Genomic DNA, 19,560 nt, shown 5'->3' on the forward strand with positions numbered 1-19,560 from the left:
GAAAATTGAGGGCAAAGGCGTGCGCGGGGCCGCCGCGGGCGCGCCGCTCAGGCGCCGGCGGGCAGCAGCAGGCGCGCGATGGCCTGGGCCACGCCGTCGTCGGCGTTGCTGGCGGTGACGTGGCCGGCGTGCCGGCGCACGTCGGGCTCGGCCTGGCCCATGGCAATGGAGAGGCCGGCGCGGCCGAACATGGGCACGTCGTTGGCGCCGTCGCCGATCACGGCGGTGCGCGCGAGCGGCACGCCGATGCGGGCGGCGAGCGCGGCCACCGCATTGCCTTTGTTGGCGTCGGGGTGGGTGACGTCGAGGTAGTAGGTCTGGGAGCGCAGCGCGCCCACGTCGGCGCCGAGCTGGGCATGGAGCTGGGCTTCGAGCCGCGCCAGCAGGCCGGGGTCGGCGTCGGCGGCGACGATCTTGTCGACGCGGCCGAGGTAGCCGTCGAAGCTGTCCACCACCAGCGGCCCGTAGCCGAGCGTGTGCAGCTCGCGCGGCACGTAGGGGCCGTCGGTGCGGCGCAGCAGCCATTGGCCGTCGGCGAAGACCCAGGTATCCACGCCGGTGCCGGCGAACAGGGCCAGCGTGTGGGCGGCGGCCTGGCGGGACAGGTGCAGGGCCTCGCTGATGCTGCCGTCGGGCGCGACGATGGCGCCGCCGTTGAAGGCGGCGGTGGGCAGGTCGATGCCAAGCTGCTCCACCAGCCGCCGCATGCCGCGCGGCGGGCGGCTGCTGACCAGGGTGAAGCGGATGCCGGCGGCGCGCAGGCGCGCGACGGCGGCTTCGGTGGCGGGCGCCAGGGTCTTGTCGGGGCGCAGCAGGGTGCCGTCCACGTCGGAGACCAGCAGGTCGACCGGGGACATGGGAGGCAGCGGGGACGTGGGGGACATCGGGGGCAGCGGAGGCGTTTGCGCGGTCATGGCGTCAGTCCCGCTTGTGCCAGCGGCGGCCGTCGCGCGCGAGCAGTTCGTCGGCGCAGCGCGGGCCGTCGCTGCCGGCCTTGTAGCCTTGCACGTCGGCGGTGTCGTCCTCGCGCCAGGCGTCGAGGAAGGGCTGCACGGCGCGCCAGCCGTTCTCGATGTTGTCGGCGCGCTGGAACAGGGTCTGGTCGCCCATCAGGCAGTCGTAGATCAGCGTCTCGTAGCCGGTGGAGGGCCGCATGTGGAAGAAGGTGGAGTAGGCAAAGCCCATCTGCACGTTGTCGATCTCCACGGCGGGGCCGGGGCGCTTGGCCTGGAAGTCGAACCACATGCCTTCGTCCGGCTGGATCTGGATGGTGAGGTAGTTGGGCTTGAGGCGGTCCACGCGGGTGTCGCGGAACAGCGAGGACGGTGCCTGCTTGAAGCAGATGGCGATCTCGGTGTCGCGCACGGCCATGCGCTTGCCGGTGCGCAGGTAGAACGGCACGCCGTCCCAGCGCCAGTTGTCCACCATCAGCTTGAGCGCCACGTAGGTCTCGGTGCGGCTGTTGCGCGCGACCTTGGGCTCGCTGCGGTAGCCGGGCACCTTCTGCCCGGCCATCGTGCCGGCGCGGTACTGGCCGCGCACGGAGTTGGCCAGCGCTTCCTCGCGCGTCTGCGGGCGGATGGCGCCGATCAGCTTGGCTTTCTCGGCGCGCACGGCGTCGGCGCCGAAGGCCGCGGGCGGCTCCATGGCGACCAGGCCCATGAGCTGGAACAGGTGGTTGGGCACCATGTCGCGCAGCGCGCCGGTGTGCTCGTAGAAGTCCCCGCGCTGCTCCACGCCCACGGTTTCGGCGGCGGTGATCTGCACGTGGTCCACGTAGTGGTTGTTCCAGAACGCCTCGAACAGGCCGTTGGCGAAGCGGCTGACCAGGATGTTCTGCACCGTTTCCTTGCCGAGGTAGTGGTCGATGCGGTAGACCTGCTCCTCGCACATGGCGCGCAGCACGCGGGCGTTGAGCGCCTGGGCGGACTTGAGATCGGAGCCGAACGGTTTCTCGATCACCACGCGGCGGAACACGCCGGGCGACTCGGTCAGCAGCCCGGCGGCGGCGAGCCGGTCCACCACTTCGCCGAAGAAGCGCGGCGAGGTGGCGAGGTAGAACACGGCGTTGCCGGTGGGCGCGGCCTTGATGCGCGCGGCGATGTCGGCATAGGTGCGGTCGTCGAGGAAGTCGCCTTGCAGGTAGCTGATGCGGCGCGCCTGCGGGTTCCACATCTTGGCGTCGAAGACCTTGGCGCGGCGCTTGCCTTCCACGCCACCTTCGGCGCCGGGGCGCGCGCGGGCGCGGATGCCCTGCGCCAGCCGCTCGCGGAAGGCGGCGTCGGTCATGGCGTTGTGGTCCACGCCGACCAGGTGCAGGCCCTCGCACAGCAGGCCGTCGCGGCGCAGGTTGTAGAGCGCGGGCACCAGCAGGCGCGAGACCAGGTCGCCGTGCGCGCCGAACAGGAACACCGTGGCCGGCGGCGGCTTGGGGGCCTTGGTCATGACGGGGCGGTGGTTGCCGGCGGCCTTGGCGGCGCCGCCTTTCGCGGGCGCTTTGGCGGATGCCCTGGCTGCCTCCTTGGTTGCGCCCTTGGTTACCCCCTTCGTCGCCCCCTTCGTGGCGTCCTTCCCGGCCTCTTTCTCGGCGGCGGCCATTATTGCTTCTCCCCGCCGCCGGTCACGTATTCCACGTGCCCGCCAAAGCCGAAGCGCATGGCCGAGAGCAGTTTCTCGCCATAGGTATGGTCCTGCCGCGAGCGGAAGCGCGCGAACAGCGCGCTGGACAGCACCGGCACCGGCACCGCCTGCTCGACGGCGGCATCGATGGTCCAGCGGCCCTCGCCGCTGTCGGCCACCTCGCCGGGAAAGCGCGACAGCGCCACGTCGCCGGCCAGCGCCTGGGCGGTCAGGTCGAGCAGCCACGAGGACACCACGCTGCCGCGCCGCCAGACCTCGGCCACGTCGGCAAGGTCGATGTCGAAGCGCTCGGCCTCGGGCAGGCTGTCGGACGATTTGGTCTTGAGGATGTCGAAGCCTTCGGCGTAGGCCTGCATCAGGCCGTATTCGATGCCGTTGTGGACCATCTTGACGAAGTGCCCGGCGCCGGCCGGGCCGGCATGGATGTAGCCGCGCTCGGCGCGGCTCCTGGCGGGATCGCGCCCGGGCGTGCGGGGGATGGTGCCGTAGCCGGGGGCCAGCGTGTCGAACAGCGGATCGAGCCGGTCCACCACCTCGGCCGGGCCGCCGATCATCAGGCAGTAGCCGCGCTCCAGCCCCCACACGCCGCCCGAGGTGCCCACATCCATATAGTGGAGCTGGCGCCGGGCCAGTTCGCCGGCGCGGCGGATGTCGTCCTTGTAGAAGGTGTTGCCGCCGTCGATGACGACGTCGCCCGGCGGCAGCAGCCCGGCCAGCGTGCCGATCATCTGCTCGGTGGTCTCGCCCGCCGGCAGCATGACCCAGATGGCGCGCGGGGCCTTGAGCTTGCCGACCATGTCTTCGACGCTGGCCACGCCCTGCGCGCCTTCGCTCACCAGTTCCTGCACCTTGTCGGGGCTACGGTTGTACACCACGACTTCGTGCTGCCCGCGCAGCAGCCGCCTGGCGATGTTCGCGCCCATGCGCCCAAGCCCTACGATTCCGAGTTGCATGATGAGGTCCTTTGATTGAGTCAGGGGGTGACAACAGCTAGGAAACCAGCGGACCATTGTCCGCCTCCCGGCGCGCGCATGCACGGGTCGCCGCGAGATGCGCCGGGGCGCCAGAAAAAGATGCTCACGAATCACACGCCGCGAGGCGCCGGCTCTGGTTCGAGCGCCGCAGCCACGTTAAATTCCGCGCCGTTTGCACGTTCCTAAACGCACGCTTAAAATAGCGGCACCAGCCCGGCGGGATCGCACACGACCGGGCGGATTCTTTTTACCGGACTGCATCTGGGGACACGCACCGGCCAACCGCCCGCCCTGCCATGTCCTTGCCAGCCCTGCCGTCCTGCCGCCTCCGCGTTGCCCTGACCTGTTCCCCGCCCTTGCCCGTGCCGCGGCGCGAATAGCCACGCGAGCCGCGCCGGCAACCCACCTTATCCGTCACAGCCTGTCGCCGGCCGCCGCCGCCCGATGGCTTTGCCTGTTTTATTCCAGCCGTACCGATTTTCCGTCCTCGCCCCAGCATGTCCGCAAACAGTTCGACCCTCGCCGCTCCCGATTCCGGGGACCAGCAGGGCAGCATCGGCCGGCGCATCGCCGCCATCGTCTTCTTCAATTTCATCGCCTACCTGACCGTGGGCCTGCCGCTGGCCGTGGTGCCGGGCTTCGTGCACGGCGACCTGGGCTACGGCACCGTCATCGCCGGCCTGGCGGTCAGCATCCAGTACCTGGCCACGCTGCTCAGCCGCGCCTGGGCCGGCAACCTGTGCGACCTGCAAGGGCCGAAGAAATCCGTCACGCTCGGGCTGGCGCTGTGCGCCGGCAGCGGCCTGCTGGTCATGCTGTCCAGCGCCTTCGCCGGCACCGCGTGGCTGAGCCTGGCGTGGCTGTTCGCCGGGCGGCTGGTGCTGGGCGCGGGCGAAAGCCTGGTCACCACCGGCACCATCGCCTGGGGCATCGGCGACGTGGGCCCGCGCTTCACCGGCAAGGTGATCTCGTGGAACGGCATGACCACCTACGGCGCGCTGGGGCTGGGCGCGCCGCTGGGCGTGCTGCTCGACAAGCACCTGGGCTTTGCCGCGCTCGGCCTGGCCACCACCGCGCTGGCCGCGGCCGCGTTCGCGCTGGCGCGGCGCAAGGCAGCGGTGCCCACCGTCAAGGGCGCGCGCATGCCGTTTCGCACCGTGTTCCGCCACATGACGCCGTTCGGCCTGTGCCTGGCGCTGGGCTCGGTGGGCTTCGGCACCATCACGGCCTTCGTCACGCTGTACTACGGCAGCCGCGGCTGGGACCACGCCGCGCTGGCGCTGACCAGCCTGGGCGTGAGCTTTATCGTGGCGCGGCTGTTGCTGGCCGACAGCATCGGCCGCTTCGGCGGCTACCGCGTGGCGCTGTGCTCGTTCGCCGTGGAAGCGCTCGGGCTGGCGCTGATCTGGATGGCGGACTCGCCAGCCATGGCGCTGGCCGGCGCGGCGGTGACCGGATTCGGCTTTGCGCTGGTGTTTCCGTCGCTGGGCATGGAAGCGGTCAAGCTGGTGCCGGCCAGCAACCGCGGTTCGGCGCTGGGTGCCTATGCGCTGTTCCTGGATTTATCGCTGGGGGTGACCGGGCCGGTGGCGGGGGTGATCGCCAACCATGCGGGCTACGACTCGGTGTTCCTGTTCTCGGCTTTGTCGGCCGTGGCGGGGCTGGGGTTGAGCCAGGTGCTGGCGGCGCGGGCGCGCGCGGCAGGCTAGGCGCGGGCCGGCCGCGCCGGATGCAGGCCGGTCAGCGCATCCGCAACAACGCCTGGTGAAAAAAAGGCGGCCATCGATGGCCGCCGAGGGGCCGGCGCATCGCGCCGTCGAAGCCCTTGCCGCCAAGCCCCTACTGGTTCTGCTCCAGAAAATCCACCAGCAGCGTTTCGATCCGGATATCCATCTTGTCGAACACCGCGTGGATGTGCTCCTTCGAGTCGTGGAGCAATCTGTAGTGCTTCAGGTTGCCCGCAGGCGTATCGAATAGTTCTTCCAGCGAGAACGACACGTTGTTGGCGAAGTTGCCGAGCAGGTCGTGGGTATCGTCGTTGTACTTGTTGGCGCGCAGCCTGCGCAAGCTCTCCCGGAAGCGCCGCATGGCCTCGGTCTGCTCGGCCTGCTGCGGCGGGCGGCCATTGCGCAGCATGCGCTTCTCGCCAGGGCTGGCTTCCTGCACGAAGTAGCCGAAGAATATCTTCGATGCCAGTTCCCCGACGAAATCGGCGGCATCTTCATCGGAGAAATCCGCTTCCTTGCGCAGCAGGTTCGAGACCGAAGCGAGGCAGTAGACCATGACCTCGGCAATGGCGCGGTCGCTGCGCATGATGGCCTGGTTCTGGCCCTCCCACTGCGGGTCGCGCGCCGCGAGTTCGCGCGGGAAAGCAAGCGACAGGTCCGTCAGGCCGATCATCAGCACGGCCATGTGGCGGTGCAGGGCCGCCTCCTGGAACGCCTCGCTGCGCCGTTCGGCGGGGCTGAGGGCGCGGGCGGCCTGATCGAACTCCCGCGCCATGCTCGCCAGCTCGGACTTCAGTTCCGGGAAGTAGGTGGACGAGAACCGCCCGATGCCGGCGGCGTCTTCGCCGGCCGCGGGCGACTTGAGCGCGGAGAGCCGTTTCCTGGCCGGCTCGACGGCTTCGCGCACGGGGGCGGCGCCGGCAACGGTCTCGCCCGCGGGCCGCGCCGGCTCGCCGGCCAGGATCTGTTCGAGCAGCTTGTCCCGGTTCTCCAGGAAAAAGTCGATGAAGGCCTGTTCCTTGAGCGCGAGCCGGACGATGCCGGGCAACCTGGCGTACAGCAGCGTCGCGACCTTGACGACGTTCTCGTCGCGGCGCAACGCGGCGATCGATGCTTCGCCCGCTTTTTCCTTGAGCAACGGAACGATCCGCCCCTTGTTCTGCTCCACGGCGGACAGCACCAGCGCGGTGAGCTTTTCCTTTACGCCGGCCGACTTGCCGGCATCGCCGGCGCCGGCCTTCGCCAAGGCTTCGACTTCCTCCACCACGGCCAGGGCAAGCGGGGTATCCGCCAGTGCCTCCGTGGCGGGGGCCTCCGGTTCCGCAGACGCGGACGCGGGAGCGGAATCCGATGCAGGCTGGAGCGGCGCCCGCACCGTGCCCTCCGCGCCGGCCGCCAGGGCAATCAACCCCCGGATCAGCGCCGCGCCGTAGGGCTTGACGATGCTGTTGCGGTTCGACACCGTCAGCGCGGTGCCGTCGTCGAACGCCACGCCGCAATGCCGCCCGGGTGTCGTCTCGGCCGCCACGGAGCGCCGCTTGAGCGTGTCCCAGGGGATGAAAACCGTGTCCTTGCCGCTGCCGGCCCGCGAATACAAGCCACGCTCCGTCACCGCGAACGCCTCGGCCGCATTGCCGCCGTTGATGGTCAGGTCCGACAGCGCGACAAGGGTGTCCCGCGCGGGAATGCCAAGGCTGAACCGTGCCATCTCGGCCAGGCGCGCGGGAATGTCGTCCAGCACGTAGTAGGACGGTGTCCTGGCGGGCTTGCGCTCAAGGGCCGAGAGGTGCGTCCCCTGGGATTGCAGTTCCTCGGCCGTGAAGCAGACCGGCGTGGAATAGGCTGCGCAGATCCCGGCCAGCGCGGCGACGTCAAGCACGGCCGATGCCGCGGCGGTATCGCCGGCGCTGGCGGAAGCGGCGCGTTTTGCCACGAAGTCCTGGAGCACGGCAAACAGATAACCGAGCTCGTACTCGCCGGCCTTGGTCAGCTTCGCCACCACCTTGCCATCGAGCGCGATACCGCTCTTGGTGGATGCCACGCTGCGCAGCGCACCGATCTCGTGGCGCCCGGCGCCATGACCCGCCACCTTGTACAACAGCGCATCGCCGGTGATCAGGATGCCTTCCTTTGCGCTACCCCAGAAGGTGTCGTCGACCAGGACCAGGACATCGTCCTCGTCGGCCCGCCCGCCGTACGCCTTGACCGCATTCGACAACTTCTCGGCCGGAATGTCCGGCTTGAAGAAAATCGCCTTGGACGTGATTCCCGTCACGCCACAATTCGCAAGATACTGCGCTAACAACATCGATTGGCTCCTGCCGCGACCACTGGCTGTTCTACTCGATCGCCGGAGTCCGCGCTGTCTTGCGATGAGACCGCAGCAAACGCACGCCGGGCGACCAGGATCGGGGATTTTAGTTGGATGTCGGGGTGTTGCCGCGCCCCTCTTCAAGGGGGTCAAGAAGTGGGGATTTTTGCCGAGGGGGGGGGTTATGGGAAGGAGAGTTGACGTCATAGGTTGGCTCAATATCCACTGCTTGATTTTAAAGTCTACGTCTTGTTGTCAAATGCAAATTTAAAGAATAATTCAAATTCAATTATTTAATCAAAATCAAGTTCCACTTCAAAGTCAACTTCAAATTCAAAGTCAAAGGCTTTCGCTCCCCCGGAGCGACCTACTTTCTTTTTTCCGAAAAGAAAGTAGGCAAAGAAAGCGGACTGCCTGGCCGGCAGGGGCAGAAACGTTGGGATTGCTGATTGTTGGTGGTTTCGTGGTGGGGACTGCGGTTCTGCTGGTATCCTGCCGGTACCGGTTCCACTCACCACGATCCTGCTGGCGGCAGTGGTCTCGGGGTCAGACCTATGATGGCGGGCGCACTGCTTGTTCTGCCATCTGCCGCTACCGGTTTTGGCGGCCACGACGTAGCACCCTCATGGTTTCGTGGTGGGCGTGGTGGACCGGGGCGCGAGTGTATGGGGCTACTCTCAAGTCGGGGCCACCGCGCCCACCACGAAACCACCATCAGATTTAAAGTCTGAGCGCCCAGCCTTCTGCAAGAATCGCTTTCTTTTGGTTACTTTTCTTTTCGAGAAAAGAAAAGTGACACTTACATGTGTGCGAATGGGCTATCAAGCTCGGGCCGTTAGGCCCACAGACCCAAGCAGACTCAGCATGAGCTGAAACGACCAAGCCCAAGCCACCTGGGCCGCAAAAAATCCCCAAAAAATCCCCCTACCGCATACCATCAATATCCCGAGCCTCCACCACCGCCCGGGCAAACCCCCTCCGCACCACAATCAACATAGCCCGTCCCACCTGCTCAGTCGTAGTGAGATAAGCCGGAAACAACCGCCGCAGCAGCGGCAGCACCGGCGCCGCAATCATGTAGGGAATCCGGTAGGCCGCGGTCTTGGACCGGATGCCGTGCAATGGCTGGATGCCGCCCGGGCGGAACATATACGCGGCCTTGAACGGCAGTTTCAGCAGTGCGTTCTCGGTGCGTCCTTTCACCCGCGCCCACATCGAGCGCCCTTGTTCGGTGCTGTCGGTGCCCGCGCCGGAGACGTAGACGAAGGTCATCTGCGGGTTGAGCCGGGCCAGCACCTGGGCGGCGGCCAGCGTGATGTCGTAGGTGACGCGGGTGTACTCGGCTTCGGACATGCCGGCCGAGGACACGCCCAGGCAGAAGAAGCAGGCGTCGAAGCCCGTGAGTGCCGGCTCGATGCCGTCGTAGCGCAACAGGTCGGCATGTGCGAGCTCGGTCAGCTTGGGATGCTGCTGGCCGGTGGGCGTGCGGCCCACGGTCAGCACGCGCGCCACGTCGTGGGCCAGCAGGCATTCGCGCAGCACGCCCAGGCCGACCATGCCGGTGGCGCCGAATATCAGTACGTTCATGGATACGCTTCCCGTTCGGTGAAAGGCGGCGGTGCCGCGTTTTGCGAATTGCCAGAATACCGTTGCGGAAAAATCCGCTTGATTCGCGGCGCCGCGGTGCCCCGGAATTTTGCCGCGCGGCGGCACCGGCACGGATCGCGATGAAGCACGGCTTTTTTGCTTGACCCATGCCACACCCGCCGCTAGAGTACGCGCATTCTCAACGACAGGGCATACCCAGTGGGCAATTGTTCCGACGACAGTAGCCGATCCAGGATCGGCATCGCCGCCTGATCGGGCCACGGTATTGCTTGTCCGTGCCCGCCTGCGGCACGGTGCTTTGAGGCCGGACGTTCTGTCCCGCCTGCCTTCCTGATTCCGGTTTGCTTCTTCCGAGCGCGCCTGCGCGGCAGCGCGCCGGTGCTTGCGTGCGTCTCTCGCCAGGCGCGCCCGTGCGCCGGCGCGCGGCCCGCCCCCCGCCGATCCACCCAGAACCGACAAGAGGCCAGACATGGATCCCGACCCTTCCTGTAGTCCGACGCGCCGGGGGCGCGGCTGACTGCCTGACCCGCGCCGCGCGCGCCGCCGTTGAGCGTGCCGCACGCGTCCGCCCGGTCTTTCCCGCCCCGCTCTCCGCGCCGTCCTTCATCCCGTAGTTCGCCGGGCCTGCGCCCGTCGCCGGTTACCTGCGCGCGTTCGCGCCGCGCAGCGCCGGGGATGCGTCACGCCTGTCGATGCCGTTCGACTCCGTTCCGAGAGCCAGACACCATGTTCCTGAATACCCCTTCCCTGCAGGCGGGCGCCTGCGCGCTTGCCGCCTGCGTTGCCCTGAGCGGCTGCGACGGCGGCGCGCATGCCGGCGCCCCGGCGCCGTCCGCGGCTTCCACCGACCTCGTGCGCGCCGGCGGTGCCATCTTCGTGCCCGCCGCCTCGCCGCTGCGCGCGCGCCTGGAGATCCGCGCCATCGCCGAGACGCCGTTGCAGCGCCCCATCTCGATCCCCGGCGAGATCGAGGCCGATCCGGCGCGGCTGGTGCGCATCGTGCCGCCGCTGCCGGGACGCGTCGCGCGCCTGCACGTGGCGCTGGGCGATGCGGTGCGCCCCGGCGACGCGCTGCTGACGCTGGACTCCGCCGAGCTGAGCGCCGCGCGCGGCGAGGCCGGCAAGGCGCGCGCCGCGCAGCAGCAGGCGCGGCTGGAGCTGGAGCGCCAGCGCACCTTGCTGGACGCGGAGATCGCCGCGCGCAAGGACTTCGAACAGGCCCGGCTGGCCTACGCGCAGGCCAGCAGCGACGCCGAGACCGCCGCCGCGCGGCTGGCGCAGCTGGGCGCGGGCGGCGGCGCGCCGTCGCAGCGGCAGTACACCATGCGCGCGCCGCTGGCCGGGCGCGTGATCGCGCTGGAGGCCGCGCCGGGCGGCTACTGGAACGACACCGCCGCGCCGGCGATGACGGTGGCCGACCTGTCCACCGTCTATCTTGCCGCCAACGTGTCCGAGAAAGACATCGGCGCGGTCTTCGTCGGCCAGCCCGCGCGCATCGAACTCAATGCGTATCCGGATGCGCCGGTCACGGGACAAGTGCGCTACGTGGGCGAGATCCTCGACGCGGACACGCGCACGGTGAAGGTGCGCGTGGCCATCGACAACCGCGACGGACGCTATCGCCCGGGCCTGTACGCCAAGGTCACTCTCGCCGGCCAGGCGCAGCCGGCCCTGCTGGTGCCGCCCTCGGCGCTGCTGCAGGGCGGGCTGGAGACGCGCGTGCTGGTGGAGACCGCGCCGTACCGCTTCGTGCCGCGCGTGGTCGCCACCGGCGCGCAGGCGGGCGGCATGGTGGAAATCCGCTCGGGCCTCGCGGCCGGCGAGCGCATCGTGGTGAAGAACGGGGTGCTGCTCCATGATTGACCGCTTCGTCACCCTGTGTTTCGACCGGCGCGCCGTGGTCTGGCTGGTGTTCGTGCTGGTGGCGCTGTACGGCGCCTATAGCTGGAAGCAACTGCCGGTCGAGGCGTATCCCGACATTGCCGATGTCACCTCGCAGATCGTCACGCAGGTGCCCGGGCTGGGCGCCGAAGAGATCGAGCAGCAGATCACCGTCCCGCTGGAGCGCGCGCTGCTGGCCACGCCCGGCATGCACGTGCTGCGCACGCGCAGCCTGTTCGCGCTGTCGCTGGTCACGGTGGTGTTCGAGGACGGCACCGATGGCTACTGGGCGCGCCAGCGGCTGCGGGAGCGGCTCGACGAGGTCGAGCTGCCCTACGGCGCCAGGCCGGGGCTCGACCCCTACACCTCGCCCACCGGCGAGTTCTACCGCTACACGCTGGCATCCGCCACGCGCAGCCTGCGCGAGCTGTCCGAGCTGCAGGCGTGGACCGTGGTGCCGCGCCTGAAGAAGGTGCGCGGCGTGGTGGACGTGACCACCTTCGGCGGCCTGACCACGCAGTTCATGCTCGAGCTCGATCCGGCGCGGCTCACGCAGTACAAGCTGACGCTGGCGCAGGTCAGCGCCGCGCTGAATGCCAACAACGCCAGCAGCGGCGGCAGCGTGATCGACCGCGGCGAGCAGTCCTACGTGGTGCGCGGCACCGGCCTGCTGCGCTCGCTCGACGACATGGGCAACGTGGTGGTGACCGTGAAGGACGGCACGCCGGTGCTGGTCAAGGACCTCGGCGCGCTGCGCTACGGCAACGTGGAGCGGCGCGGCATCCTGGGCAAGGACGACGACCCGGACGCGGTCTCGGGCATCGCGCTGCTGCTCAAGGACTTCAACGCCGCGCAGGCGCTCGACGGCGTGCACGCGGCCGTGCGCGACCTCAACGACAAGCTGCTGCCGGCGGACGTGAAGGTGGTGCCCTACCTAGACCGCGCCACGCTGATCGACGCCACCATGCGCACCGTGGGCATGACGCTGGCCGAAGGCATGCTGCTGGTGGCGGTGGTGCTGCTGCTGTTCCTGGGCAGCCCGCGCGCGGCGCTGATCGTGGCGCTGACGATTCCGCTGTCGCTGCTGATCGCCTTCGTCTTCATGCACCACCTGCGCATCCCGGCCAACCTGCTGAGCCTGGGCGCGATCGACTTCGGCATCCTGGTGGACGGGGCGGTGGTGCTGGTGGAGAACATCCTGCGCCGGCGCGAGCAGGAGGCGGGCCGCGTGCTCGCGCCGCGCGACGCGCTGGCCGCGGCCCTGCAGGTGGCGCGGCCGATGGGCTTCGGCATGCTGGTGATCGTGGCCGCCTACCTGCCGCTGTTCTCGTTCGAGCGCATCGAGTACAAGCTGTTCTCGCCGATGGCCTTCGCGGTGGGCGCGGCGCTGGCCGGCGCGCTGATCGTGGCGCTGGCGCTGGTGCCGGGGCTGGCGTGGATCGCCATGCGCCGCCCGCGCCGCGTGTTCCACAACCCGGCGCTGGCGTGGCTGGGCGCGCGCTACCGCGCCGTGCTGGAGCGCGGCATCGGCCGGACGCGCTGGGTGGCGGCGGCCTGCGCGCTGGCGCTGGCCGGCGTGCTGGCGCTGGGCGCGGCCATCGGGCGCGATTTCCTGCCCTACCTGGACGAGGGCTCGCTGTGGCTGCAGGTGCAGCTGCCGCCCGGCATCACGCTCGGGCGCGCGGCGGACATGGCCGGCGAGCTGCGCCGCGCCACGCGCGAGTTTCCCGAGGTGTCCTACGTGGTCACGCAGACCGGCCGCAACGACGACGGCACCGACTACTGGACGCCTTCGCACATCGAGGCCAGCGTGGGCCTGCACCCGTACCGGACCTGGGCCTCCGGCATGAGCAAGCAGCAACTGATCGGCAAGCTGGCGGCGCGCTACGCGCGGATGCCCGGCTTCACGGTGGGCTTCATGCAGCCGATGATCGACGGCGTGCAGGACAAGTTGTCCGGCGCGCACAGCGACCTCGTGGTCAAGATCTTCGGCGACGACCTCGCCGAGGTGCGCGGCATTGCCGCCCAGGTGGCGGACACCCTGCGCGCCGTGCCCGGCGCGGCGGACGTGGCGGTGGACGTGGAGCCGCCGCTGCCCAACCTGCGCATCGACCTGGACCGCGCCGCCGCCGCGCGCTACGGCATCAACGCGGCCGACGTGGCCGAACTGGTCGCCACCGGCATCGGCGGCGCGCCGGTGGGCCAGGTCTACGTGGGCGAGCGGCGCTACGACATGACCGTGCGCTTCCCGCCCGAGGCGCGCGCCAGCGCCGACGGCATCGGCGGCCTGATGCTGGCCGCCGCCAACGGCGCCAAGGTGCCGCTGGCGCAGGTGGCGGACATCCGCACCGCCGCGGGCGAAAGCGTGATCGTGCGCGAGATGGCGCGCCGCCACCTGATCGTGCGGCTCAACGTGCGCGGGCGCGACCTGTCCGGCTTCCTGGCGCAGGCGCGCCCGGCGCTGGACGCCGCGCTGCGCTACGACCCCAGGCGCATCCAGGTCGAGTGGGGCGGCCAGTTCGAGAACCTGGAGCGCGCGCAGGCGCGCCTGGCGGTGATCCTGCCGATGACGCTGGCGCTGATGTTCGTGCTGCTGTTCGCCGAGTTCCGCAACCTGCGCCAGCCGGCGCTGGTGCTGCTGGCGGTGCCGCTGGCCACCATCGGCGGGCTGGCCGCGCTGCACCTGCGCGGCATGACGCTCAACGTGTCCAGCGCGGTGGGCTTCATCGCGCTGTTCGGCGTGGCGGTGCTCAACGGCGTGCTGATGGTCGCGCAGATCAACCGGCTGCGCGCGCAGGACGGCATGGCCCTGCGCGCGGCGGTGATCGAAGGCGCCGCCAGCCGCATGCGCCCGGTGCTGATGACCGCCACCGTGGCCGCCATCGGCCTCGCGCCGGCAATGCTGGCGACGGGCCTGGGCAGCGACGTGCAGCGCCCGCTGGCCACCGTGGTGGTGGGCGGGCTGGCCAGCGCCACGCTGCTGACGCTGTTGCTGCTGCCCGCGCTCTATTACCTCGTGGAAGCCCGCGCCGCGCGGCGCGCGGCCTGAGGAGAATCCGGATGAACGACAAGAACAGGCACAAACACAAGAACAAGCGCAAACCCTTCGCCCTGCCCGCCCTGCTGGCGTGCGCGCTGCTGATGCCGGCCGCCGGCGCGGCGGGGGCGGAGCCGGTCCGCTTTGCGGAGTTTCTCGACCTGGTCGAGCGCCAGAATCTCGGGCTGGCCGCGCAGCAGGAGGCCGTCCGCGGCGCGCAGGCCGGCATCGGCATCGCCGGCGTGCGGCCGGACCCGGTGCTCACCTACGGCCGCGGCAATATCGAGCTCAGCCGCGCGGTGGCGCCCCGGCCGGCGCGCACGCATGAGCTGGGCGTGGAGATCCCGCTGGAGCTGGGCGGCAAGCGCGCGGCGCGCGTGCGCGCCGCCGGCAGCAACCTGCGGCTGGTCCAGGCCAGCGTGCAGGGATGGCGCAACGCGCTGTATGCGGAATCCGCGGCCGACTTCGCCGAGGCGTGCCGCAGCCGCGAGGCGCTGGTGCGGCAGGAATCCGCGCTGGCGGCGCTGGGCCAGGTGGTGCGCGCCAACGAGGCCCGGCGCGCGGCGGGCGACGTCGGCGGGCTGGAGCTGGCACAGTCGCGCGTGGAGCGCGACCGCTTTGCCGCCGGCGTTACCGCCGCGCGCGCGGCGGCGCAGGCGGCCATGCAGGCGCTGTCGGTGCGGCTGGGCGTGCGCGTGGAGGATGCCTTCGGCAATGCGCCGCTGGCCTGCGATGTCCGCGCCTATGACCCCGGCGGCGATGCCGGCGCGCTGGTCGCGCGGGCGCTGCAGGCGCGCGACGAGGTGCGCATCGCGCGCGCCGCGCTGGACCACCTGCGCGACAACGCGGCGCTGGCGCGCGCCAACCGCTGGGTGGACCCGAGCGTGAGCCTGGGCCTGACGCTGGCGCCGGGCACGCCCGGCAGCGGCGGCGGCGACGGCACGCCGCGCTCGCGCATGCTGGGCGTATCGGTGTCGGTCCCGCTGCCGCTGTCGCGCCTGCAGCGCGGCGAGCTGGTGCAGGCCGAGGCGGACGTCACCCAGGCCATGCTGGCCGTGCGCGAGGCCGAGCTGAAGACTGGTACCGAGGTACGCCGCGCGCTGCTGGCATTCCAGGCCGCGCGCGAGAACTTCGAGCGCTACCGGGACGCGGTGAGCGCCGACGCCGACCGCGTGCTGGACGGCATGCGCCGGTCGTACCGCCACGGCGCGGCGTCGCTGCTGGCGCTGCTCGACGCGCAGCGCACCGCCGACGAGACCTACCTGGACTACCTCCAGTCGCGCGCCGACCTGGCGGGCGCCACGGTGGCGCTGCAGCTTGCCACCGGCGAGCGGCCATCGCTCTGAGCCCACGGCGGCGGGGGTGGCGGCGGCGGCGGTGGCGGAATGGAAAATGGGGCCCGGCGCCCGGCGTGTCTCCCGGGCGCCGGGCTTGCCGTTGCTACATGTTGCTACGCCTTGCTACACCTTGATGTCGATGTTCTGGCCCAGGTGCGGCGGGTTGCTCGCCGGCACGCTGGCCGTCGTCACCGACGCCAGCAGCGCGGCCACGCCCTCGGCCTGCAGGTCCAGCGATTTGCGCAGCATCAGCAAGGGCACCGGGTCGGAACCGGCGTTGCTTGCCGCGCTGACGATGGCTGTATCCATGAGTGAATCGTCCTGTTTTCAGCTTGCGGTTGGGGGTACGGGTGGCCGGGATGCCGGCAGGCCGGCCGGGAAAGCCGCGGCGCCACGCGCGAGGGGGGCTCCTGCCAGTTTGTTGTCGGCCCGGCGCGGCAAAGCTTTAGCGCGGCGGCCGGAACGTTTATGATAGGCAGCCCCGTGCGCGTCCGCAGGGTCCGGAACAGCGGGCGGGGAAAGGCCGGATCGCCAGTGTGGCGGCCGAATCCGGCGGCTTTCGGATGGCATTCCGGCGGGACCAGTCACCAAGAAGACAATCATGGGTCGGGCGAAAAAAATAGCGGGTCACATCGCAATTTCGTGTTTGACTGCCGGCATTTCCCTGCCCGGCCTGGCGCTGGACTCGGCGCAACTGTACGAGCGGGAGTCGCCCAGCATCTGGGTGGTCACCGTGTTCGACGCGCAGGGCGGGCGGATCGGCCTGGGCAGCTCGGTGGTGATCGGGCCGGAAGCACTGGTCACCAACTGCCACGTGCTCAGGAACGGCAAGGCCATCGCCATCCGGCGCGAGAACACCGCGCACAGCGCGCGGCTGCTGCATGCCGACGTGGAGCGCGACCTGTGCATCCTGCAGGCCCGGGGCCTGGCCGCGCCGGCCGTGAAGATCGCCCCGCTCGCCTCGCTCAGGGTGGGCCAGAAGGTGTACGCCATCGGCGCGCCGCGCGGCTACGAGCTGACGCTCAGCGACGGCCTGCTCTCCTCCCTGAACAAGGACGCCGCCGGCCGCGTGGTGCGCCTGCAGACCACCGCGCCGATCTCGCCGGGCTCCAGCGGCGGCGGCCTGTTCGATACCGACGGCCAGCTGATCGGCATCACCTACCTGATGCGCGCCGACGCGCAGAACCTCAATTTCGCCGTGCCCGCGCAGTGGATCGCCGAGGTGCCGGCGCGCTCCGCGCTGGCGCTGCAGCGTTTCCGCAGCGAGACGGCGGCCGCGGCAGCCGTGCCGCCGCCGGCGCAGCCGCAGCCGCAGCCGGCGCAGATGCAGGGCGCGCAGGACCGGCAGCTCACCGGCGCCGAACTGGCCGCGCATTTCACGCACCTGGGACGCATCGACGCCACCGCGCCATCGGGCATCACGCTGTGGCTGGATATCCGCGAAGGCGGCAGCCTGGATGTGACCAATTCCGTCAGCCGCGGCTATTCGCCGGGCCGCTACCGGATCGAGCAGGAGAGCGGCCAGGTCTGCTTCGACATGGACAACCCGAAGTTCAAAAGCATGCAGACGTGCTACCGGCTGAGCGAAGCCGGCGGGCGCTACGTGATGCGCTCCGTCTCCAGCCCCTATTACTTTTCCTACGCGAAGTAGCCCGGCGCCCCGGCCCGCCCGCGCGCGCATCTCCACTTCTTCACCTCTTTACATCTTTACATCTTTACATCTTTACATCTTTACATCTTTACATCTTTACATCTTTACATCTTTACATCTTTACATCTTTACATCTTTACATCTTTACCTCTTCTCTCCGGCAACAAGCATGAACCTCTCCTATCGCACCGGCGCCGCCGCAGCCGCCGCCCTGCTGTTCCTGGGCGGCTGCGCGCGCGCCACCGACTACACCGGCAAGCCCGCCCGCATGTACGTGGTGGGCCTGACCGGCATGGGCTGGGACAACGATTTCTCGCTGGCCTTCGCCGCCAAGTTCCACGAGGTGGCCAAGCAGTGCGGGGTGGAGTCGACCTACGACGAACTGTCCGGGCTGGAGCTGGACCCGAACGCCATCACCGCCCGCATGCGCGCCTTCCAGGCCGACACCCTGCTCACCATCTCCAACGGCGGCGGCGTGGTCAGCGCCTACGGCCAGCGCCTGTCGATCCGCTACGCCAGCACGCTGACCGACGTCCGGCTGCGGCGCCCGGTCTGGAAGGGCCAGTACAACTTCAGCCGCGGCGCCACGGCGATCCCGCTCGAGGAGCGCGCGGCGGTGTTCGCCATCGACATCACCAACAGCCTCAAGCACGACGGCTTCCTGAGCGGCTGCGCGCCGATCGCGCTGGGCCAGAACGGGCGGCTGGACCCGGCGTCGGTGCCGGCGATCGCGCACGGCGCCCCGATCCGTCCCGCGGCCGCGGGCGGCGCGGCGCCCGCACCGGCGCCGGCTGGCACCCAGGCAGCCCACGCCGGCGCACCCATGCCCGGCGGGCCCGGCGGCGCGACGCTGCAAGACCTGCAGGACCTGCTGCCGAAGTAAGGCGCCCCGGGGCGCCTCGCCCCGCTTTCCGCGCGGCCCCGCCCCGCGGACTTCGTGCCGCTCAGGGCACATCGCCTTTGTCATTGGCGCCAACGTGGGTTTCTGTGCGCCGGCGCTGCCTGCGTTACCATGGCAGTCCGGTTTTTCCCGCGCCCGCCATCGCCACCATGGCGCGCACCTTGCCCGCGCGCCAGGTGCGCGCCTTCGCGCCGCGCCCGCCGCCGCGCTTGCCTTGCCATTGCTGCTATTGCTGCCTTAGCCATGACCTCTGCCCTTCTGCTCGAAAACATCCACGACACCGCCGTAGAACGCTTCAAGGAAGCGCTAGTCACCGTGGAGCGCCGCAGCGGCGCGCTCGCCGGTGAAGAACTGCACCGTGCGCCGCAGGCGCACCAGATCCTGGGCATCCGCTCGGCCACGCACCTGGGCGCGCCGGAGATCGAGGCGGCCCGGCACCTGCTGGCCATCGGCTGCTTCTGCATCGGCACCTCGCAGGTCGACCTGGAGGCCGCCGCGCGCGCGGGCATGCCGGTGTTCAACGCGCCGTTCTCCAACACGCGCTCGGTGGCCGAGCTGGTGATCGCCGAGGCCATCCTGCTGCTGCGCCGGGTGCCGGAGAAGAACACGCTGGCGCATGCCGGCAAGTGGGCCAAGGGCGCCGCCGGCTCGTTCGAGGCGCGCGGCAAGACCATCGCCATCGTCGGCTACGGCAATATCGGTTCGCAGGTCGGCGTGCTGGCCGAGGCCATGGGCATGCGCGTGGTGTACTACGACGTGCAGGCCCGGCTGTCGCTGGGCTCGGCGCGCGCGGCGCGCTCGCTGGCCGATGCGGTGTCGCACGCGGATATCGTCACGCTGCACGTGCCGGCCACCCCGCAGACCAAGAAGATGATCGACGCCGGCGTGCTGCGCCAGTTCAAGCGCGGCGCGATCCTGATCAATGCCTCGCGCGGCAGCGTGGTGGACATCGAGGCGCTGCGCGCGGCCTGCGACGACAACCACATCGCCGGCCTGGCCATCGACGTGTTCCCGCAAGAACCCAAGACCAACGCGGATCGCTTCGACAGCCCGCTGCAAGGCGTGCCCAACGCCATCCTGACGCCGCATATCGGCGGCAGCACGGAGGAAGCGCAGGAGAACATCGGCACCGAGGTGGCCACCAAGCTGATCGCCTTCCTGCGCACCGGCGACACCATCGGCGCGGTCAACTTCCCCGAGGTGAGCCCGGGCCCGCTGACCTCGCCGGCGCGGCTGCTCAACGTGCACGGCAACGCGCCGGGCGCGCTGGCCGCGCTCAACACGCTGCTGGCGCGCGACGGCGTCAACATCGTGGCGCAGCACCTGCAGACGCGCGGGGAAATGGGCTATGTGGTGACCGACCTGGACAAGGCACCCTCGGCCGGACTGGTGGCCGCGCTGGACCAGGAAAGCGCGTTCATCCGCTGCCGCGTGCTGCTCAACGAGCAGGCCTGAGCGCGACGCCGGACGCGGCGGGCCGGCGGCCCGCCGTC

The 19,560-nt window shown here is 70.0% G+C and carries 14 protein-coding genes; 7 read left to right on the top strand and 7 right to left on the bottom strand.

Annotation, left to right across the window (positions count from 1 at the left end; translation table 11 throughout):
* Positions 1–47: 47 nt before the first annotated feature.
* The 3 genes from ACKI2N_RS30260 to gnd all read right to left on the bottom strand — a co-directional run bounded on the left by ACKI2N_RS30260 (position 48) and on the right by gnd (position 3,593).
* Entirely contained in the window at positions 48–857 is an 810-nt protein-coding gene (locus ACKI2N_RS30260) for a Cof-type HAD-IIB family hydrolase (RefSeq protein WP_420992376.1), read from the bottom strand.
* Between the two features lie 61 nt (positions 858–918).
* Positions 919–2,445 carry a glucose-6-phosphate dehydrogenase gene (gene zwf, locus ACKI2N_RS30265; RefSeq protein WP_420992375.1) on the bottom strand — a complete coding sequence of 509 codons (1,527 nt, stop codon included), beginning with the start codon at positions 2,443–2,445 and terminating at the stop codon, positions 919–921.
* A gap of 152 nt (positions 2,446–2,597) precedes the next feature.
* A complete protein-coding gene (gnd, locus tag ACKI2N_RS30270; protein WP_420992374.1) occupies positions 2,598–3,593 on the bottom strand; it encodes a phosphogluconate dehydrogenase (NAD(+)-dependent, decarboxylating) in 996 nt (331 codons plus the stop codon).
* Positions 3,594–4,111: 518 nt separating this feature from the next.
* On the opposite strand from gnd, the gene ACKI2N_RS30275 reads away from it, so the two are divergent.
* Positions 4,112–5,323, top strand: a complete 1,212-nt coding sequence (locus ACKI2N_RS30275) for an MFS transporter (RefSeq protein WP_420992373.1) — start codon at positions 4,112–4,114, stop codon at positions 5,321–5,323.
* A gap of 130 nt (positions 5,324–5,453) precedes the next feature.
* On the opposite strand, the gene ACKI2N_RS30280 is transcribed toward ACKI2N_RS30275, so the two are convergent.
* The 3 genes from ACKI2N_RS30280 to ACKI2N_RS30290 form a co-directional block, all read right to left on the bottom strand.
* A complete protein-coding gene (locus ACKI2N_RS30280) occupies positions 5,454–7,805 on the bottom strand; it encodes a hypothetical protein (RefSeq protein WP_420992372.1) in 2,352 nt (783 codons plus the stop codon).
* A gap of 140 nt (positions 7,806–7,945) precedes the next feature.
* On the bottom strand, positions 7,946–8,263 hold the full coding sequence (locus tag ACKI2N_RS30285) for a hypothetical protein (RefSeq protein WP_420992371.1): 318 nt from the start codon (positions 8,261–8,263) through the stop codon (positions 7,946–7,948).
* Between the two features lie 313 nt (positions 8,264–8,576).
* The gene (locus ACKI2N_RS30290; RefSeq protein WP_420992370.1) at positions 8,577–9,239 is read right to left on the bottom strand and encodes an NAD-dependent epimerase/dehydratase family protein; all 663 of its coding nucleotides are present in this window, start codon (positions 9,237–9,239) and stop codon (positions 8,577–8,579) included.
* Between the two features lie 747 nt (positions 9,240–9,986).
* Between ACKI2N_RS30290 and ACKI2N_RS30295 the strand changes: the two genes are divergently transcribed.
* Genes ACKI2N_RS30295 through ACKI2N_RS30305 form a run of 3 tightly spaced genes read left to right on the top strand, consistent with a single transcriptional unit; the run spans position 9,987 to position 15,524 of the window.
* Positions 9,987–11,123, top strand: coding sequence for an efflux RND transporter periplasmic adaptor subunit (locus ACKI2N_RS30295; protein ID WP_420992369.1), 1,137 nt, complete (start codon positions 9,987–9,989; stop codon positions 11,121–11,123).
* On the top strand, positions 11,116–14,190 hold the full coding sequence (locus tag ACKI2N_RS30300) for an efflux RND transporter permease subunit (RefSeq protein ID WP_420992368.1): 3,075 nt from the start codon (positions 11,116–11,118) through the stop codon (positions 14,188–14,190). Before ACKI2N_RS30295 ends, ACKI2N_RS30300 begins: the two co-directional genes overlap by 8 nt.
* 11 nt (positions 14,191–14,201) lie before the next feature.
* Positions 14,202–15,524 carry a TolC family protein gene (locus ACKI2N_RS30305; protein ID WP_420992367.1) on the top strand — a complete coding sequence of 441 codons (1,323 nt, stop codon included), beginning with the start codon at positions 14,202–14,204 and terminating at the stop codon, positions 15,522–15,524.
* A gap of 114 nt (positions 15,525–15,638) precedes the next feature.
* On the opposite strand, the gene ACKI2N_RS30310 is transcribed toward ACKI2N_RS30305, so the two are convergent.
* The gene (locus ACKI2N_RS30310; RefSeq protein WP_420992366.1) at positions 15,639–15,824 is read right to left on the bottom strand and encodes a YjfB family protein; all 186 of its coding nucleotides are present in this window, start codon (positions 15,822–15,824) and stop codon (positions 15,639–15,641) included.
* 337 nt (positions 15,825–16,161) lie between these two features.
* Between ACKI2N_RS30310 and ACKI2N_RS30315 the strand changes: the two genes are divergently transcribed.
* The 3 genes from ACKI2N_RS30315 (at position 16,162) to serA (ending at position 19,522) form a co-directional block, all read left to right on the top strand.
* Positions 16,162–17,166: a S1C family serine protease gene (locus ACKI2N_RS30315; RefSeq protein WP_420992365.1), complete on the top strand. Its 1,005-nt coding sequence runs from the start codon at positions 16,162–16,164 to the stop codon at positions 17,164–17,166.
* A 169-nt stretch (positions 17,167–17,335) separates the two neighbouring features.
* The gene (locus ACKI2N_RS30320; RefSeq protein WP_420992364.1) at positions 17,336–18,049 is read left to right on the top strand and encodes a hypothetical protein; all 714 of its coding nucleotides are present in this window, start codon (positions 17,336–17,338) and stop codon (positions 18,047–18,049) included.
* Positions 18,050–18,310: 261 nt separating this feature from the next.
* Entirely contained in the window at positions 18,311–19,522 is a 1,212-nt protein-coding gene (gene serA, locus ACKI2N_RS30325; protein WP_420992363.1) for a phosphoglycerate dehydrogenase, read from the top strand.
* Positions 19,523–19,560 lie beyond the last annotated feature (38 nt).

This window comes from Cupriavidus sp. 30B13, from assembly GCF_049059565.2.
Classification (GTDB): domain Bacteria; phylum Pseudomonadota; class Gammaproteobacteria; order Burkholderiales; family Burkholderiaceae; genus Cupriavidus.

Bases quoted from the DNA above. Each gene is read 5' to 3' on its own strand.
- ACKI2N_RS30320 (WP_420992364.1), top strand. From the start codon at position 17,336: ATGAACCTCTCCTATCGCACCGGCGCCGCCGCAGCCGCCGCCCTGCTG.
- ACKI2N_RS30275 (WP_420992373.1), top strand. From the start codon at position 4,112: ATGTCCGCAAACAGTTCGACCCTCGCCGCTCCCGATTCCGGGGACCAG.
- serA (WP_420992363.1), top strand. From the start codon at position 18,311: ATGACCTCTGCCCTTCTGCTCGAAAACATCCACGACACCGCCGTAGAA.
- ACKI2N_RS30295 (WP_420992369.1), top strand. From the start codon at position 9,987: ATGTTCCTGAATACCCCTTCCCTGCAGGCGGGCGCCTGCGCGCTTGCC.
- gnd (WP_420992374.1), bottom strand. From the start codon at position 3,593: ATGCAACTCGGAATCGTAGGGCTTGGGCGCATGGGCGCGAACATCGCC.
- ACKI2N_RS30305 (WP_420992367.1), top strand. From the start codon at position 14,202: ATGAACGACAAGAACAGGCACAAACACAAGAACAAGCGCAAACCCTTC.
- ACKI2N_RS30290 (WP_420992370.1), bottom strand. From the start codon at position 9,239: ATGAACGTACTGATATTCGGCGCCACCGGCATGGTCGGCCTGGGCGTG.
- zwf (WP_420992375.1), bottom strand. From the start codon at position 2,445: ATGACCAAGGCCCCCAAGCCGCCGCCGGCCACGGTGTTCCTGTTCGGC.
- ACKI2N_RS30310 (WP_420992366.1), bottom strand. From the start codon at position 15,824: ATGGATACAGCCATCGTCAGCGCGGCAAGCAACGCCGGTTCCGACCCG.
- ACKI2N_RS30300 (WP_420992368.1), top strand. From the start codon at position 11,116: ATGATTGACCGCTTCGTCACCCTGTGTTTCGACCGGCGCGCCGTGGTC.
- ACKI2N_RS30260 (WP_420992376.1), bottom strand. From the start codon at position 857: ATGTCCCCGGTCGACCTGCTGGTCTCCGACGTGGACGGCACCCTGCTG.